At 65.3% G+C, this 16,737-nt stretch carries 9 protein-coding genes; 7 read left to right on the forward strand and 2 right to left on the reverse strand.

All coding sequences use genetic code 11. The annotated features are described in order from the left end of the window. The first annotated feature begins 110 nt into the window (after positions 1-110). The 3 genes from gltB to FHT09_RS16405 all read left to right on the forward strand — a co-directional run bounded on the left by gltB (position 111) and on the right by FHT09_RS16405 (position 7,934). On the forward strand, positions 111-4,583 hold the full coding sequence (gene gltB / locus FHT09_RS16395; protein WP_104606174.1) for a glutamate synthase large subunit: 4,473 nt from the start codon (positions 111-113) through the stop codon (positions 4,581-4,583). 116 nt (positions 4,584-4,699) lie between these two features. Beyond that, the gene (locus FHT09_RS16400) at positions 4,700-6,181 is read left to right on the forward strand and encodes an FAD-dependent oxidoreductase (RefSeq protein ID WP_104536619.1); all 1,482 of its coding nucleotides are present in this window, start codon (positions 4,700-4,702) and stop codon (positions 6,179-6,181) included. A 664-nt stretch (positions 6,182-6,845) separates the two neighbouring features. Continuing rightward, positions 6,846-7,934: an acyltransferase gene (locus FHT09_RS16405; protein WP_104536618.1), complete on the forward strand. Its 1,089-nt coding sequence runs from the start codon at positions 6,846-6,848 to the stop codon at positions 7,932-7,934. 186 nt (positions 7,935-8,120) lie between these two features. On the opposite strand, the gene FHT09_RS16410 is transcribed toward FHT09_RS16405, so the two are convergent. Continuing rightward, on the reverse strand, positions 8,121-9,179 hold the full coding sequence (locus FHT09_RS16410) for an NAD(P)-dependent alcohol dehydrogenase (RefSeq protein WP_184417026.1): 1,059 nt from the start codon (positions 9,177-9,179) through the stop codon (positions 8,121-8,123). Between the two features lie 309 nt (positions 9,180-9,488). Here FHT09_RS16410 and FHT09_RS16415 point away from each other — a divergent pair, with 309 nt between their 5' ends. The 4 genes from FHT09_RS16415 to FHT09_RS16430 all read left to right on the forward strand — a co-directional run bounded on the left by FHT09_RS16415 (position 9,489) and on the right by FHT09_RS16430 (position 14,636). Then, positions 9,489-10,562 carry a glycoside hydrolase family 5 protein gene (locus FHT09_RS16415; protein ID WP_104606177.1) on the forward strand — a complete coding sequence of 358 codons (1,074 nt, stop codon included), beginning with the start codon at positions 9,489-9,491 and terminating at the stop codon, positions 10,560-10,562. Positions 10,563-11,259: 697 nt separating this feature from the next. Next, entirely contained in the window at positions 11,260-12,321 is a 1,062-nt protein-coding gene (locus FHT09_RS16420; RefSeq protein WP_104606178.1) for a glycoside hydrolase family 5 protein, read from the forward strand. Positions 12,322-12,793: 472 nt separating this feature from the next. Beyond that, on the forward strand, positions 12,794-13,855 hold the full coding sequence (locus tag FHT09_RS16425) for a glycoside hydrolase family 5 protein (protein WP_104606179.1): 1,062 nt from the start codon (positions 12,794-12,796) through the stop codon (positions 13,853-13,855). Positions 13,856-14,186: 331 nt separating this feature from the next. Beyond that, positions 14,187-14,636, forward strand: coding sequence for a PepSY domain-containing protein (locus FHT09_RS16430; protein ID WP_181141314.1), 450 nt, complete (start codon positions 14,187-14,189; stop codon positions 14,634-14,636). 290 nt (positions 14,637-14,926) lie between these two features. On the opposite strand, the gene FHT09_RS16435 is transcribed toward FHT09_RS16430, so the two are convergent. Further along, positions 14,927-16,723 carry a M28 family metallopeptidase gene (locus FHT09_RS16435; protein WP_104606181.1) on the reverse strand — a complete coding sequence of 599 codons (1,797 nt, stop codon included), beginning with the start codon at positions 16,721-16,723 and terminating at the stop codon, positions 14,927-14,929. Positions 16,724-16,737 lie beyond the last annotated feature (14 nt).

Raw genomic sequence — 16,737 nt, forward strand, 5'->3', positions numbered from 1 at the left:
GCACCGCATCAACTGTGGTCTAGTCGATCATCCGGTGACCTCTTCGAAACGCTCCACGGATCGAGCGCTGCAACGTCGTCGCCGCTCTCCCAGATCGCAAAGAGGCAGACATGGCCCCCCGCACTCGCCAAGGGCTCAACGACCACGGTCTCTACGACAGCGCGCGCGACGAGCGCGACGCCTGTGGTTTTGGCATGGTCGCCCAGTTGGACGACCAACCTTCCCGCTCGCTGGTGGACACCGCGATTGCGGCGCTCTCGCGCATGACCCACCGCGGCGGCGTGGCGGCCGACGGGCTCACCGGCGATGGCTGCGGTCTGCTGATCCGCAAACCCGATGCGTTCCTGCGCGGACTGGCGCGCGATGCCGGCATTCCCCTGGGCACGCGCTACGCGGCCGGTGTGGTGTTCCTGCCGCTGGACGAGGCCGATGCCGCACGTTGTCGCACCGAACTGGAAACCCAGTTGCATGGCGCCGGCGTGCAGTTCCGCGGCTGGCGCGTGGTGCCCACCGACGACAGCGTCTGCGGCCAGCTGGCACGCGCCACCTTGCCGCGCATCGAACAGGTATTCGTCGATGCCGGCGCCGAACAGAGCGAAGACGGCTTCACCCTGGCGCTGTTCCTGGCGCGCCGCCGCGCCGAGCAGGCACTGCGCGAAGTGGAGAACTTCTACGTCACCACGCTCTCGCCCAACGGCATCAGCTACAAGGGCATGGTGCTGCCGGACAAGCTGAGCACGTTCTACCCGGACCTGCAGCGCAGCGATCTGTCCTCCAGCGCGATTGTCTTTCACCAGCGGTTTTCCACCAACACGCTGCCACGCTGGCCGCTGGCGCATCCGTTCCGGCTGCTCGCCCATAACGGCGAGATCAACACCATCGAAGGCAATCGCCGCTGGGCGCAGGCGCGCAGCAAGGTGTGGCAGACCCCGCGCTTCGATATCGCGCAGTTCGACCCGGTGATCTCCATGCACGGCTCGGACTCGCAGAGCCTGGACAACATGCTGGAGTTGCTGATCGCCGGTGGCATGGACCTGCTGCAGGCGCTGCGCATCCTGGTGCCGCCGGCGACCCAGTCGCTGGAGTTCAAGGACGCCGACCTGGCCGCCTTCTATGAGTTCTACGGCCTCAACACCGAGCCGTGGGATGGCCCGGCCGGCATCGTCGCCTGCGACGGCCGCTACGCCGCCTGCATGCTCGACCGCAACGGCCTGCGCCCGGCGCGCTGGATGTTGACCTCCGACCGCCATTTCCTGGTGGCCTCCGAGGCCGGCGTGTGGGAACTGCCGGCCGAGCGCATCACCCGCAAGGGCAAGCTGGGCCCGGGCGAGATGATGGCGATCGATCTCAAGCGCGGCGACCTGCTGGACTCGGACGCCATCGACCGCATCAACCGTGCGCGCGCGCCGTACAAGCAATGGCTGCAACAGGGCGTGACCTATCTGCAGACCGAACTGATCGACCCCTCGCTGGTGGAGGAACCCTTCAGCGAGCAGACCCTGCGCAGCTACCACAAGCTGTTCCAGCTCAGCACCGAGGAAGTGGAGCAGATCCTGCGCCCGCTGGCCGAGACCGAGCAGGAAGCCACCGGCTCGATGGGCGACGACACCCCGATGGCGGTGCTCAGCCGCCAGACCCGGCCGCTGTACGACTACTTCCGCCAGGCCTTCGCGCAGGTCACCAACCCGCCGATCGACCCGCTGCGCGAAGGCATCGCGATGTCGCTCACCACCCAGCTCGGCAAGGAGACCAACATCTTCCACGCCGGCGCGGAGACGGTGAACCACGTCATCCTCAACTCGCCGGTGCTCAGCCAGCGCAAGCTGCGCCAGCTGCTGAAGATGGAGCAGTACGTCGAGCGCAACCGCCTGATCGACCTGTCCTACAGCGTGGAGGAAGGCCTCAAGGCCGGCCTGGAACGCATCTGCCAGGAAGTGGAAGCGGCCGCACGCGCCGGCGCCGTCATGCTGCTGCTGTCGGACCGTTACCCGGTGCCGGACCGGCCGATGGCGCATGCGCTGCTGGCCACCGGCGCGGTGCATCACCACCTGTGCAAGGTGGGCCTGCGCTGCGACGTCAACCTGATCATCGAAACCGGCACCGCGCGCGATGCGCACCACATGGCCTGCCTGCTCGGCTTCGGCGCCACCGCGGTGTATCCGTATCTGGCCTACCAGACGCTGTTCGACCTGGGCCGGCGCGGCATCCTGCAGCTGAGCAAGGGTGGCGAGCAGTCGCAGATCGGCCGCCGCTACCGCAAGGGCATCTACAAGGGCCTGTCCAAGATCATCTCCAAGATGGGCATCTGCACCATCGCCAGTTATCGCGGCGCGCAGTTGTTCGAGATCGTCGGGCTGGACCCGGACGTGGTGGAGCTGTGCTTTGCCGAGACGCCCGCGCGCATCGGCGGCGTGGGCCTGGCGCGGCTGGACACCGAGGCGCGCGAGCTCACCGCGCGCGCCTGGAACGACCAGCTCAAGCCGGAGGTGGGCGGCCTGCTCAAGTACGTGCACGGCGGCGAGTACCACATGTACAACCCCGATGTGGTCATGACGCTGCAGCGCGCCACCCGCACCGGCGATGCCGGCGACTGGCAAAAGTACGTCGACGCGGTGCATGCGCGCCCGGCCTCCACGCTGCGCGATCTGGTCCAGCTCAAGCGTGCCGACACCCCGACCCCGCTGGACGAGGTGGCCCCGGCCGAAGATGTGTTGCGTCGCTTCGACACCGCCGCGATCAGCCTGGGCGCGTTGTCGCCCGAAGCGCATGAGGCGCTGGCCATCGCGATGAACCGCCTGGGCGGTCGCAGTAACTCGGGCGAAGGCGGCGAAGACCCGGCCCGCTATGGCACCGAGAAGCGCTCCAAGATCAAGCAGGTGGCCTCCGGCCGTTTCGGCGTGACTCCGGAATACCTGGTCAACGCCGAAGTGCTGCAGATCAAGGTCGCCCAGGGCGCCAAGCCCGGCGAAGGCGGTCAGCTGCCCGGGCACAAGGTCAACGAGCTGATCGCGCGGCTGCGCTACGCTAAGCCCGGCATCGGCCTGATCAGCCCGCCACCGCACCACGACATCTATTCGATCGAGGATCTGGCCCAGCTGATCTACGACCTCAAGCAGGTCAATCCGACCGCGCTGGTGTCGGTGAAGCTGGTCGCGCACGCCGGCGTCGGCACGATTGCCGCCGGCGTGGTCAAGGCCGGCGCGGACCTGATCACCGTGTCCGGCCACGATGGCGGCACCGGGGCCAGCCCGGTCAGCTCGATCCGCTATGCCGGCGTGCCGTGGGAACTGGGCGTGGCCGAGTCGCACCAGGCGCTGGTGGCCAACGACCTGCGCGATCGCACCATCCTGCAGACCGATGGCGGGCTGAAGACCGGCCTGGACGTGGTCAAGGCCGCGTTGCTGGGCGCCGACAGCTTCGGCTTCGGCACCGCGCCGATGATCGTGCTGGGCTGCAAGTACCTGCGCATCTGCCACCTCAACAACTGCGCCACCGGCGTGGCCACCCAAGACGAACGCCTGCGTGCGGGCTATTTCACCGGCCTGCCGGAGCGCGTGGAGCATTTCTTCCGACTGTTGGCCGAAGAGGTGCGCCAGTGGCTGTCCTACCTGGGCGTGCACTCGCTGGACGACATCGTCGGCCGCACCGACCTGCTCCAACAGCTGGAGGTCTCGCCGCGTGCCGGGGTTAAGGTCGACCTGTCGCGCCTGCTGACGCATGCGCGCTACGATGGCAGCCACTGCGCCGCCCAGCGCCTGTACGAATCGCCCGACAGCCTGGCCACGCAGATGGACGGCCTGCTCGCCGATGCGATCGCCAACAAACGCGGCGGCGACCATCGCTTCCTGATCCACAACACCGACCGCTCGATCGGCGCGCGCCTGTCCGGCGCCATCGCGCGCGTGCACGGCAACCACGGCATGAGCGATGCACCGCTCAACCTGCGCTTCCGCGGCAGCGCCGGGCAGAGCTTCGGCGCGTTCAACGCCGGTGGCCTGCAGCTGGAGCTGGAAGGCGAGGCCAACGATTACGTCGGCAAGGGCATGGCTGGCGGCCGGCTGGTGGTGCGCCCACCGCGCGGTGCGCGCTTCGAGGCCCGCAGCACGCCGATCGTGGGCAACACCTGCCTGTACGGCGCCACCGGCGGCGAGCTGTTCGCGGCCGGGCGCGCCGGCGAGCGCTTTGCGGTGCGCAACTCCGGCGCGCTGGCGGTGGTGGAAGGCGCCGGCGACCACTGCTGCGAGTACATGACCGACGGGGTGGTGCTGGTGCTGGGCAAGGTGGGCCTGAACTTCGGTGCCGGCTTCACCGGCGGGCTGGCTTACGTGCTGGATATCGAACGCGACTTCGTGGACCGCTACAACCATGAGCTGATCGACATCCACCGCGTCTCCGCCGAGGGCTTCGAGAACCATCGCCAGCACCTGCACACCCTGATCAGCCGCCACCGCGAGCTGACCGGCAGCATCTGGGCGCAGCAGATCCTGGACGAGTTCCGCGACTACATCGGCAAGTTCTGGCTGGTCAAACCCAAGGCGGCCAGCATCGAGTCGCTGACCGAGTCGCTCAGGCGTGCCGCCTGAGTGACGGGAGTGGGGAGTCGGGAATCGGGAATGGTGAAAACCTGGTTCGTCGATTCTCGCTTCCCTCGCAGAGCCGCCGTTGCGATTCCCCATTCCCCATTCCCGATTCCCGCCCTATGAGCCGCAAGCAAGCCTTCCAATTCCTCGACCTGCCCCGGACCATGCCCACGCGCATTCCGGTGGAGCTGCGTACGTCCGGTGACTGGGGCGAGTTGTACGGCAAGTTCGACAAGGCCGACGCGCAGTACCAGTCCGGCCGTTGCCTGGACTGCGGCAACCCGTACTGCAGCTGGAAATGCCCGGTGCACAACGCGATCCCGCAGTGGCTGCAGCTGGTGCAGGAAAACCGCATCGAAGAAGCCGCCGCACTGTGCCATTCCACCAATCCGCTGCCGGAGGTATGCGGGCGGGTGTGTCCGCAGGACCGCCTGTGCGAGGGCAGCTGCACGCTGGAGGAATTCGGCGCGGTCACCATCGGCGCGGTGGAAAAATACATCGTCGATACCGCCTTCAAGATGGGCTGGCGCCCGGACCTGGGCAACGTGCAGCCGAGCGGCTGGCGGGTGGCGGTGATCGGCGCCGGCCCGGCCGGCCTGTCCTGCGCGGACCGGTTGGTGCGTGCAGGCATCGAGACGGTGGTCTACGACCGCTACGAGCAGATCGGCGGCCTGCTGCAGTTCGGCATTCCCAGCTTCAAGCTGGACAAGTCGGTGATCGGCAAGCGCCGCGAGATCCTCGAAGGCATGGGCGTGCAGTTCCGCCTGGGCGTGGAGATCGGCAAGGACGTCAGCATCGAGCAGTTGCTGGGCGAGTTCGATGCGGTGTTCCTGGGCACCGGTGCCTACCGCTACACCGATGGCGGGCTGCCCGGGCAGGACCTGAAGAACGTGCTGCCGGCGCTGCCGTTCCTGGTGCAGAACAGCCGCATCGTCAGCGGCAACGACCCGCACGGCCGGCCGATCGCCGGCTGGGAAGACCAGATGGCGCTGCCCGATCTCAACGGCAAGCGCGTGGTGGTGCTGGGCGGCGGCGACACCGGCATGGACTGCGTGCGCAGCGCGATCCGCCTGGGCGCGGCCAAGGTCACCTGCGCGTACCGGCGCGACGAGGCCAGCATGCCGGGCTCGGCACGCGAGGTCGCCAACGCGCGCGAGGAAGGCGTGCGCTTCTTGTTCAACCGTCAGCCGCTGTCGATCGAATCCGGCGCCGACGACGAGGCGATCGGCGTGACCGTGATGGAAACCCGGCTCGGCGAACCCGATGCCAGCGGGCGTCGCAACGCGGTACCGGTGGAAGGTAGCGAATCGCTGCTGGAAGCGGACGTGGTGATCATCGCGTTCGGCTTCTCGCCGACCCTGCCCGACTGGCTGGCATCGCAGGGCGTGCAAGCCGGCAGCAACGGCCGCATCGTCGCACCGGCCGACGATAACGGCCGCCTGCCCTACCAGACCAGCAACCCACGCCTGTTCGCCGGTGGCGACTGCGTGCGCGGCGCCGACCTGGTGGTCACCGCCGTGGCCGAAGGCCGCGATGCAGCCGGCAGTATCGTGCAGCTGCTCGGCGTCAAGGCGCAGGTCAAGGAACCGGCCGCGGCCTGAGTGCGGACCAGCGCGTGGGCTCGGGCCCACCGCTGGCTGCGTCCTCGCGTGCGCGCAATCCGCACGCTGCATGGGCGACCAGGCCGCATGACGCTGCCCGATGCAGCGCATCCACCGCGCGGAAAACGCCCGCGCGGGCGACGAAGAACCCTCGCCTGGCTCAAGTCCCTGGGCTCTACCTGCCTGCCACGCAGGCCAGACGCCTTCCGGTGCGAAGGCAACATCGCAGCCGCAGGTCGTGTCTTATCCGACCCGGAACGCGCGACGAGACACGCAAGCTTGCGCCGCGACCGACACCGCGCCGAGCATGCGCTGCGCCTGACAACGTCAGCAAACACAAACGCCTATCCGCCATGCGAGCCCGCTGTACGCACGCTCGAGCCTGCAATCGGCATGCAGGCAGGGCTGCATCGATCTGCAGCCTCAACGATTGCACCTGTCTGCAAAGTGTGATTTAAGTCACATATCGACTGTCGCTGTCTAACGCGATCCCCCGCATCACCACCGATGCGCAGGACGCCCTGCGCCGAACCGAACGTACTCGGTAGCGATGGAAGTCGGTCCGTCCCGGGTGCGCGCAACGCCGCGGACTCCCTAGACCTCATTCACCTGTCGCCGCGCCACGCGGCGGCGAAGCCGTGGGCCTTACCAAGGAAGCAACCTCATGACACAGCAACTCACTACCGGCCAACACGGACGCGACGACTGGGTGGACTGGCTCCGCGGTGCCAGCGTGTTGATGGTGATCGTGCTGCATGCCTATGGCTTCGCCTTCGATGCCTATCCGGAACTGCGCGGCGGCGCCGCTGAAGAAAGCAGCGCACTGATGCTGTCGATCGAACGCCTCAATCGCTCGCTGGCGCCGCTGCGCATGCAACTGATGTTCCTGCTCTCGGGCCTGTTCGTGGCGCGCGGGCTGGACAAGGGCATCGCGCCCTACCTCGGCGGCAAGCTGCGGCATGTGCTGTATCCCTACCTGCTCTGGTCGGTGCTGATCTTCGCCCTGCGCGAGGCAGGCTCGGTGCTGGCCAAGGCCGAGCCGATCGCCTGGCTGGATCTGGGCAAGATCGCGGTCGGCAACGTGGCGCTGACCTGGTTCCTGTTCTACCTGTTCGTGTTTCTGGTGCTGATGCCGTTGCTGCGCCGGCTGCCGGCGCCGTTGGTCCTGGCCGCCACCGTGCTGGGCTCGGTCTGCCTGGGTCCGCTGCTGCGTCAGGGCGCCGATCCGTTCTATTACTTTGCGTTCTTCTACCTCGGCACGCTGCTGGCCGGCCGGGTGCCGGCGCTGCTACGGCAGGCGCCGCGCTGGATGTGGCCGCTGTCGTGCCTGAGCCTGTGCGCCATCGTGCTGATCGCCAATCTCACCACGCTGCACAGCATCTGGATCGGCTACCTGCCGCTGGTGCTGATCGCGCTGCCACTGCTGATCGCCGTGGCGACGTGGGCAAACCGGCAGCCGGCCGCGCAGGCGGTCCGCTATGTGGGCCGCAATTCGGTGGTGTTCTATCTGAGCCACTTTCCGCCGTTCATCGTGCTGGCCTACCTGCTGCCGCGCTGGATCGATGAGGGGACGGTACTGTTCTTCGCCTTGTTGGGCATCGGCGTGCTGGTGCCGGCCGTGCTGTGCCTGCTGCGCGCACCGGGCCGCCTGCCCGCACTGAACCTGCTGTTCTCCGCACCGATGCCTGTGCGTCGCCCGCGCAGTACATTGCCTGTGGTCGGCAAGCTGCACGCCTCCCCGGTGTCCGCGTAGCGGGCCATCCATGCAGGCCGTGCCGCTCCGCTGCTGATCCGATTTACACGACTGACGTCGTGCAGTAACACCACCATGCACTGCCGTTCGAAAACCCAGGCGATGCATTCCATGCGGCATCGCCTGGGCCGACCGCAGTACAGGCGATCGGCCTGCAGCCCTGTGGCAGGGCTGCAGGCCAGGCCATCAGGCCGCCTTGTCCAGCGTGGCCATGTCGATCACGAAGCGGTACTTCACATCGCTATTGAGCATGCGTTCGTAGGCCTCGTTGATCTGGTCGGCGCGGATGGTTTCGATGTCCGAGACGATGTTGTGCTTGGCACAGAAATCCAGCATTTCCTGGGTCTGGCGGATACCGCCGATCAACGAACCGGCCAGGGTGCGGCGCTTCATTACCAGATTGAACACGCTCGGCGAAGGATGCGATTCCTCAGGCACGCCCACCAGCACCATCGCGCCGTCGCGCTTGAGCGCATTGAGGAACGGGTCCAGGTTGTGGGGCGCGGCGACGGTGTTGAGGATGAAGTCCAGCGTGTTGGTCTGCGCGGCCATCTGCGCCTCGTCCCTGGACACCACCACTTCGCTGGCGCCCAGGCGCAGCGCATCGGCGCGCTTGCTCTCGGAGGTGGTGAACAGCACGACCGTGGCACCCATCGCCTTGGCGATCTTCACCGCCATGTGGCCCAGACCGCCCAGACCGACCACGCCCACCTTCTGACCGGGACCGACCTTCCAGTGCGCCAGCGGCGAATAGGTGGTAATGCCGGCGCACAGCAGCGGGGCGACTGCAGCCAGGTTGTCGCTGTGCGAGATGCGCAGCACGTACTTCTGGTCGACCACGATGTGGTCCGAATAGCCACCGTAGGTATTCTCGCCGCCACCGAACATCGGGCCGTTATAGGTACCGGTGAAGCCCTGCTCGCAATACTGTTCTTCGCCTTCCTGGCAGGACGCGCAGTTGCGGCAGCTGTCGACCATGCAGCCGACACCGGCCAGATCGCCGACCTTGAAGCCGGCGACCGCATCGCCGACTGCGGTGACGCGGCCGACGATCTCGTGGCCGGGCACCGACGGGTAGCGCGTGCTGTGCCATTCGTTGCGTGCGGTATGCAGATCCGAGTGACACACGCCGCAGTAGGCGATATCGATCTGCACATCGTTGGGGCCTGGGGCGCGTCGTTCGAACACGAACGGTGCAAGCGGTTGATCGGCGGTTTGGGCGGCGTAGGCGTGGGCTTGGCTCATGGGGAGACTCCAGGAAGTGACGTCCCCCGCGACAGTGCGGAAGACTAAAGAATAAGTGGCTCTAGCTTAAGACAGGCGCCTGTCGCGCTCCTGCGACAGTGCATCTTGCCTGTCGGGTTGCGGACATGACCAAAGCGGCATGGTGCGCCCTGCAGGTGTTTGCGCATGATCAAATCCGCGTTCGCTGGCGTGAATGGCGCGCTAACGCGAGAGCTTCTACGCTGATCCACCACCGTCCTGCCCTGCACCATCCCTGCTGGCCGTGCCCTCCCCCTGCGGCCGCCTACGTCGATGCCGAAGGAGGCTTCCATGTTCCGCTCTCCCCCCCATGTCACATCCCTGCGGAGTGCTGCACTCGCACTGGTCTTGCTGGCTGCAATGCCGCTGGCGCACGCCAAGGAGCCTGCCCGCCCCGGAAAGGAGTCCAGTGGCCTGAAGTATGTCGGCGTCAATCTGTCCGGCGCCGAATTCAACTCGCGCAAGAAACCCGGCACCCTGTTCAAGGACTACACCTACCCGGCCGCGTCGGATTTCAGTTACTTCGCCGGCAAGGGCATGAATACGATTCGCCTGCCGTTCCTGTGGGAGCGCCTGCAGCCACAGCTCAGCGGCAATCTGGATCCGGCGCAATTGGCGTTGCTGAAAAAGTCGGTGGCTGCGGCCAAGGCCAACAAGCAGTACCTGATCCTGGATGTGCACAACTACGCCAAGTACAACGGCAAGCGCATCGGCAGCAGCGAGGTGCCCACAGCCGCGGTGGCGGATCTGTGGCGCCGGCTGGCGCTCGAATTCAAGGACGACAGGTCGGTGATCTTCGGGCTAATGAATGAGCCCAACGGCATTTCCGCCACCGATTGGGCAAGCGCGGCGCAAGGCGCGATCAACGCGATCCGCAAGACCGGCGCCAGGAACCTGATTCTGGTGCCGGGCACCGCCTACAGTGGCGCGCACAGCTGGCGCAGTTCCAACTATGGCGTCTCCAACGCCAAGGCCTTGGAGATTCTCAAGGACCCGGGCAACAACCTGGCCTTTGAGGCGCATCAGTATCTGGACAACGATTACAGCGGCACCAAGCCGGTGTGCACCAGCGCCACGGTTGGCGAAGAAAAGCTGCGCGGCTTTACCGCGTGGCTGCGCGAGAACAAGCAAAAGGGCTTTCTGGGCGAGTTCGGCACCGCCAACAATCCGGTCTGCGACCAGGCGCTGGAAGGCATGCTGAGCTATATCGAAAACAATAGCGACGTGTGGCTGGGTTGGACCTGGTGGGCCGCTGGCGCATGGTGGAAGCCGGAGTACTTCTTCACCGTCCAGCCGGGCAAGGACGGCAGCGACAAGCCGCAGATGGCGATTCTGAGCAAGTACGCCCGCCGCGCGACCAAGTAATCCGCACGGGCGAATCGATTACGGTGGGCGCAGCTAGTGCTGCGGCCACCGTTTTTTTTCGCTCCATCCTCCCTGTCCTGCAACGTCTCAGCAATGACATCGGCCAACGATTGCAGACAGCGCAACCGCAATCCCATCTGCCTGTCGCAGACGTATTGGCCGCCCGCTGCCGGAAAGCATGACGCAGCCCACAACCATCGCGTACCGCACATGCAAGCGCCGAAGTTCCGCAATCACACCAGGTGACGTTTGCATGCGCGGGCGCGGTGATACGGCAACACAGTTGCGACTGCGCATGCGGCGGGTTGCGTTCTGACCAGTGCCCTGCGCAGGGCAGCGCATCGCAGTTCCGATGCCCATCGCTGCCGAGTACGCGACGCCATCGACCTGCAGCGTTGCGGTCGCACGACAGCATTCTCCAGGGATGCCGGCCCCCGATATGTCCGCAGCGATCCGGCGCAGATGACGGCCGACACGCAACGCGAGTGACCGCACGGTGTTGCTTCACCACAACCATGCCTGCGCATGTTCGGCAATAACTGCGAAGTCGTTCACAGCTCGGATTAAGTGATATCTCGCATTCGTAGTTTGAATGTTCAGATGCGATTAGGGTGAACGCAATGCAGTGTCGTCATGCACGTGGCATGTCCACGCCAGGGCAATGCATCTCCCCCGCGACTGTTTCAGGAGTCACCCAATGATGCCCTCCCCCACTCCGGCGCGCCGGCTGTCCAGCCGTGCGTTGTCATTGCTGCTGCTTGTCATAGTACTGCTTGCAGGCGTGCCGTTCGCACATGCACAGAACCGCCTGAAGTATGCAGGGGTCAATCTTTCCGGTGCCGAAATCAAATCCTCGCAAAAGCCCGGGGTGCTCAACGTCGACTACCTATATCCGGCCGCCAGCGATTACCGCTACTTTGCCGGCAAACACATGAACATCGTTCGGCTGCCCGTCCTGTGGGAACGCCTGCAGCCCAAGGCCGGCGGCGAGCTGGATGCAGCGCAGCTGGCGCTGATCCGCCAGGCCGTGCTCAACGCCAAGGCCGCCAAGGTCTACCTGATCCTGGATATCCATAACTATGCCAGGTATTACGGCAACAAGATCGGCAGCGCGCGCGTGCCGATCAGCACCTTCAACGATCTGTGGCGACGCCTGGCGATCGCCTTCAAGAACGACAACAGCGTGATCTTCGGGCTGATGAACGAGCCTTACGACATCAATCCGCAATCCTGGGCCAACGCGGCGCAGGCATCGATCGACACCATCCGCAAGACCGGCGCCAACAATCTGATCCTGGTGCCGGGCGCGCTATGGAGTGGCGCGCACAGCTGGTATTCCACCGTTGCCGGACAATCCAACGCAGTGGCGCTGGCCTCCATTCGCGACCCGCTCAATCGCTACGCCATCGAAGTGCATCAGTACCTGGATACGGACTCCAGCGGCACCAGCGCCGGGTGTGCCAGCAGCACCGCCGGTGCCGACCGCCTGCGCAGTTTCACCCAGTGGCTGCGCATCAATCACAAGCAGGGCTTTCTTGGCGAGTTCGGCACCGGCAACAACGCCACCTGCAACAGCGCACTCAACGGCATGCTGGGGTATCTGGAGACCAACCGCGACGTCTGGGCGGGCTGGACGTGGTGGGCCGCCGGCGCGTGGTGGAACCGGGCCTACCCCTTCAACGTGCAGCCCGATGCGCAGGGCCGCGACAAGCCGCAGATGTCGATCTTGAGCGCGCGCGCAAAGCGAATCACCCACTAAACGGAGCCAGCAGCGCGCGACGGGCAACCGTCGGAGCTGCTGGCGCAAACATCCAGTTGGCATGTCCACGCAGTCCGCACACATGCGAGGCAACGGCCGTGTCCGCCCGCGATGAGCACAGTCCTCACCAGTAAGAACGCCAGCACGCAGCGCGCGCAACAGCGTGCAGCGTCAGTGATCCGACGTCGCACCCTTGACGGCGAGCGCATCCATTCGCCGATTTCTCGACAGCCCCCATGCGTGCGATGGCGGGTCGATAAGCGTGCGCAACCGCGGTGCGTCATAGCGTTCTGTTCCAGAACGTGATCGCTGTGAAAAGTGACTGCGACTCAACCTACACATTTAGTTCACATCCGATGTGCTGGGTGTTTAGGCACGACAGATGCATTGATGACGACAGGTGTGGCGCACCTCGCGCGGATTGCACGCAAACCGCTGCGACACACCATCCCCGTCGTCGAAGGAGCTGTTTATGTCTGCTGTCTCTCAAACGCTGCGCACCGTTTTCCACTGCATCCTGCTCTGCATCCTGTTCGCCACAATCGCACCCGTCTATGCGCAAACGCGCGTACTGACGTATGCCGGCGTCAATTTATCCGGGGCCGAATTCGCATCGTCCAAAAAACCCGGCGTCCTCAATAAGGACTATATGTATGCCTCGGCCGGCGATTACACCTATTTCGCCGGCGTCGGCATGAACACGATCCGCTTGCCGGTGTTGTGGGAACGCCTGCAACCAAGTGCGCGCGGCGAACTGGATCCGGCCCAGTTGGCCCTGGTGCAGCAAGCCGTGGCACGCGCCAAGGCATCGGGCATGTATCTGGTGCTGGACATCCACAACTACGGCAAATACTACGGTTACAAGGTCGGTGGCGACGAAGTGCCGATCGCCACGTTCGCCGATTTGTGGCGCCGCCTTGCGCTGGCGTTTCCCAGCGACAATGCCGTGATCTTCGGGTTGATGAATGAGCCCAATGGCGTCTCGGCCAGTGCTTGGGCTGCAACTGCACAGGCAGGCATCAATGCGATCCGTGCCACCGGTGCGAACAATCTGATTCTGGTGCCCGGCGCATTGTGGACCGGTGCGCACAGCTGGTACTCGCCCACCAACGATGGCTATTCCAACGCAACCGCATTGGTTTCGATCTACGATCCGCTCAATCGCTACGCGTTCGAAGTGCATCAGTACCTGGATGCCGATTCCAGCGGCACCACCAATGTCTGCGTTAGTACCACCATCGGTGTCGAGCGTCTGCGCAGTTTCACCGAGTGGTTGCGCATCAACCATAGACGCGGGTTTCTGGGCGAATTCGGCACCGCCAACAACCCCGTCTGCAATGAAGCGCTGCGCGGCATGCTCCGCTACATCGATGCCAATGCGGATGTCTGGGCAGGCTGGACGTGGTGGGCTGCCGGTTCGTGGTGGAACGTCAGTTATCAGTACAGCGTGCATCCCTACAAGGACGGCACCGACAAGCCGCAGATGTCCATCCTCTCGCCGCAGGCCGTGCGCGCCACACGCGCCATTCCGTAATGTGAGGCAGATGGATTGAGTCAAGCGAGCCGCCGCAAGGCAGCTCGCTTTTTTCGCGTCTTTCGTACTGGCTATCAGTTGGATGACAGGCCGAACAACACAGTCTCGATGTGACAACGTTTATGTCGCTCCAGGGCACACTGGGCGTCCCTTGCACCGCGATACAGCGCGCAGCCCGTTGATGAACGTACGTACGCCATCAGACGCACCCCAAGCGCATCATCACCAAAGCTTGAGCTCACTGAACTTTTGCCGCGGCTTCCAACGGTTATTCACCTGGCAGCGATAAAGCCGCGTCCAGCATGAGCGCACTTCACTGCAGGAGCATCACATGGCACATCGACTGATGAAGACCGCGCTGATCGGCGCACTTGCATTGGCAGCGCAGGGCGCATTTGCGCAGGCCGCCGCCGACAGGCCGGCCAAGGCGCTGACCTCCCGCGAGGTCACCAGCATGCTGACCGGCAAGGGCTATACCAAGGTGCACGACGTCAAGTTCGAACATGGCGTGTGGACCGCCGACGCACGCAGCGGCGACGGCAAGGACGTGGATGTGCGTATCGATCCGGTGACCGGCCGCGTCTATGGCGACCAGACCACCTCCAAACTGAGCGAGGCCGATATCCGCGCCGCGTTGTCGACCGGCGGCTACTCCAATGTGCACGACCTCAAGTTCGAAGACGGCTTGTGGAAAGCCGATGCCGAGCAACGTGGCGGGCAGAAGGTGGATCTGCATGTCGATCCGGAAGACGGGCACGTGGTCAGCGTGGATAACGATTGATCAACGCGCCTCGGAGTCGATGGCGTGCCGCCAGTGCCGCTACGTTGCCGGCAACGCATTGTCGGCAGCACGCTTGAAAGCATTGCGCAGCGCATCGACGCTGTATATCGACACCAATCATGAGCTCGTGCGCAACTGGCACGGCCAGGACGAGTTGACGCAAAGGGCCTCCAACAGGAGGCCCTTTGCGTTGATCGCACCGTGCAGGCTTGCCGCTGCACCGCATCCTGCAGACCGCACCACGATGTCATGTATCAACTGTATGACATCGCAGACGGTTCCGAGCCCGGTCAACGCGCCGGTGTTGCCTTTTTGTCCGCGGCAGCGGCGTCTTTCCCGGCCTCAGGCGCCGCTACCGCGGCGCCCGCAGGGGGCTTGCCGGCCATCATGCGATCGCGCGCAGCCTTGAACGGGTTGCCGGCATACCAGTTGGGCCAACGCTCGCCGGCAGCCACCTCCTTGCCCACGCCATACACCGCCTGCAGGTCTTCGATGGTGCCGTCGAGCTTCCAGCTGGCCGCATCGTACTCGTCGCCAGGAGCGTGATAGCGATTGCGCCCGTAGTCTTCGGCGGCCGCACGCCCGGCCGCCGTACCGCCCTGGCGCAGGTCTTCGCCGCCATCGGCATACAGTGCCGGCACGCCGGCCTTGGCGAAGTTGAAGTGATCCGAGCGGAAATACGAGCCGCTTTGCGGCGTGGCTTCGGCGTGCAGGGTGCGGCCCTGCATCGCGGCGATCGGCTTGAGGATGTCCTCCAGCTCCGAACTGCCCATGCCCACCACGGTGACATCGCGTGCGCGCCCGGCCACCGACATCGCATCCAGGTTGACCACCGCCGCGATCTTGTCCAGCGGAAAGCTCGGGTTGGCCACGTAGTACTTGGAACCGAGCAGGCCGGACTCTTCCAGCGTCACCGCCACGAACACGACCGAACGTGCCGGCTTGGGATCCTGATGCGCGAACGCGTCGGCAATTTCGAGAATGCCGGCCACGCCGGTGGCGTTGTCCACCGCGCCGTTATAGATGTTGTCGCCACTCTCGCCCGGATGCTTGCCCAGATGATCCCAGTGCGCCATATACAACACCGCCTCGTCGGCGTGGCTGGTGCCCGGCAGCACGCCGACGACGTTGCGCGAGGATTTCTCCGCGATCGTGCTCTTCAGGTCCACCGACCAGCTGGCCTGCAACGGCACCGGCCTGAAGCCGCGCTTGCTGGCGTCCTTGTAGGCCTGCGCCAGATCCAGCCCGGCATTGGCGAACAACTGCTTGGCGGTCTCGGCGCTGATCCAGCCCTGCACCGGCAGGCGCGGATCGGGATCGTCCTTGGCCGGCAGGTCGTATTGCGGGCCAGCCCAGGAGTTCTTGACCACGTCCCAGCCATAGCTGGCGCCCGGGGTGTCGTGCACGATCAGCGCGGCGGCCGCGCCCTTGCGGGCGGCTTCCTCGAACTTGTAGGTCCAGCGCCCGTAGTAGGTCATGCGCTTGCCGTCGAACAGCTTGGCATCGCCGGTGTGGAAGCCCGGGTCGTTGACGAACATCACCACCGTCTTGCCCTTCCAGTCCTGGCCGGCGTAATCGTTCCACTGTTGTTCGGGCGCATCCACGCCGTAGCCGACGAATACCAGCTCGCTGTTGTCCAGCTTGACCTCGGCCTGGCCGGTGCGGGTGCCGACCACGATGTCGGTGCCGAAAGCCAGGGTGCGGGTCTGTTCGCCGCTGCGCAGGGTCGGCGCGGTGGCCGCATCGGCGGTGGTTTCCACCATCGGCACGTCCTGGAACCAGCTGTCGCCGTTGCCCGGCTGCAGGCCGATGCGCTGCATCTGATCGCGGATATAGGTGACGGTTTTCTCTTCGCCCGGCGTGCCGGGGCCGCGTCCTTCGAATTCGTCCGAGGCCAACGTTTTGACCAGCTCGGCGAAGTCGCCGCCGGTCAGCTCCGGCGAGAAGGCGTGGCGACTGACCGGCGCGCTCGGCGCACTGTCGGCCGGCGCCTGCGCGGCGGGCACGCTCGGCGCATCGGCGGGTTCACGCTTGCAGCCGGCCAGGGCTAGCGTGGCGGCCAGGCACAACAGGATCTTGCGGGGCATCGGGACTCCTCGTG

This window comes from Xanthomonas sp. CFBP 8152 (genome assembly GCF_014199025.1).
GTDB classification, from domain to species: Bacteria; Pseudomonadota; Gammaproteobacteria; order Xanthomonadales; family Xanthomonadaceae; genus Xanthomonas; species Xanthomonas arboricola_B.

Bases quoted from the DNA above. Each gene is read 5' to 3' on its own strand.
- FHT09_RS16435 (WP_104606181.1), bottom strand. From the start codon at position 16,723: ATGCCCCGCAAGATCCTGTTGTGCCTGGCCGCCACGCTAGCCCTGGCC.
- FHT09_RS16415 (WP_104606177.1), top strand. From the start codon at position 9,489: ATGTTCCGCTCTCCCCCCCATGTCACATCCCTGCGGAGTGCTGCACTC.
- FHT09_RS16410 (WP_184417026.1), bottom strand. From the start codon at position 9,179: ATGAGCCAAGCCCACGCCTACGCCGCCCAAACCGCCGATCAACCGCTT.
- FHT09_RS16400 (WP_104536619.1), top strand. From the start codon at position 4,700: ATGAGCCGCAAGCAAGCCTTCCAATTCCTCGACCTGCCCCGGACCATG.
- FHT09_RS16405 (WP_104536618.1), top strand. From the start codon at position 6,846: ATGACACAGCAACTCACTACCGGCCAACACGGACGCGACGACTGGGTG.
- FHT09_RS16420 (WP_104606178.1), top strand. From the start codon at position 11,260: ATGATGCCCTCCCCCACTCCGGCGCGCCGGCTGTCCAGCCGTGCGTTG.
- FHT09_RS16425 (WP_104606179.1), top strand. From the start codon at position 12,794: ATGTCTGCTGTCTCTCAAACGCTGCGCACCGTTTTCCACTGCATCCTG.
- FHT09_RS16430 (WP_181141314.1), top strand. From the start codon at position 14,187: ATGGCACATCGACTGATGAAGACCGCGCTGATCGGCGCACTTGCATTG.
- gltB (WP_104606174.1), top strand. From the start codon at position 111: ATGGCCCCCCGCACTCGCCAAGGGCTCAACGACCACGGTCTCTACGAC.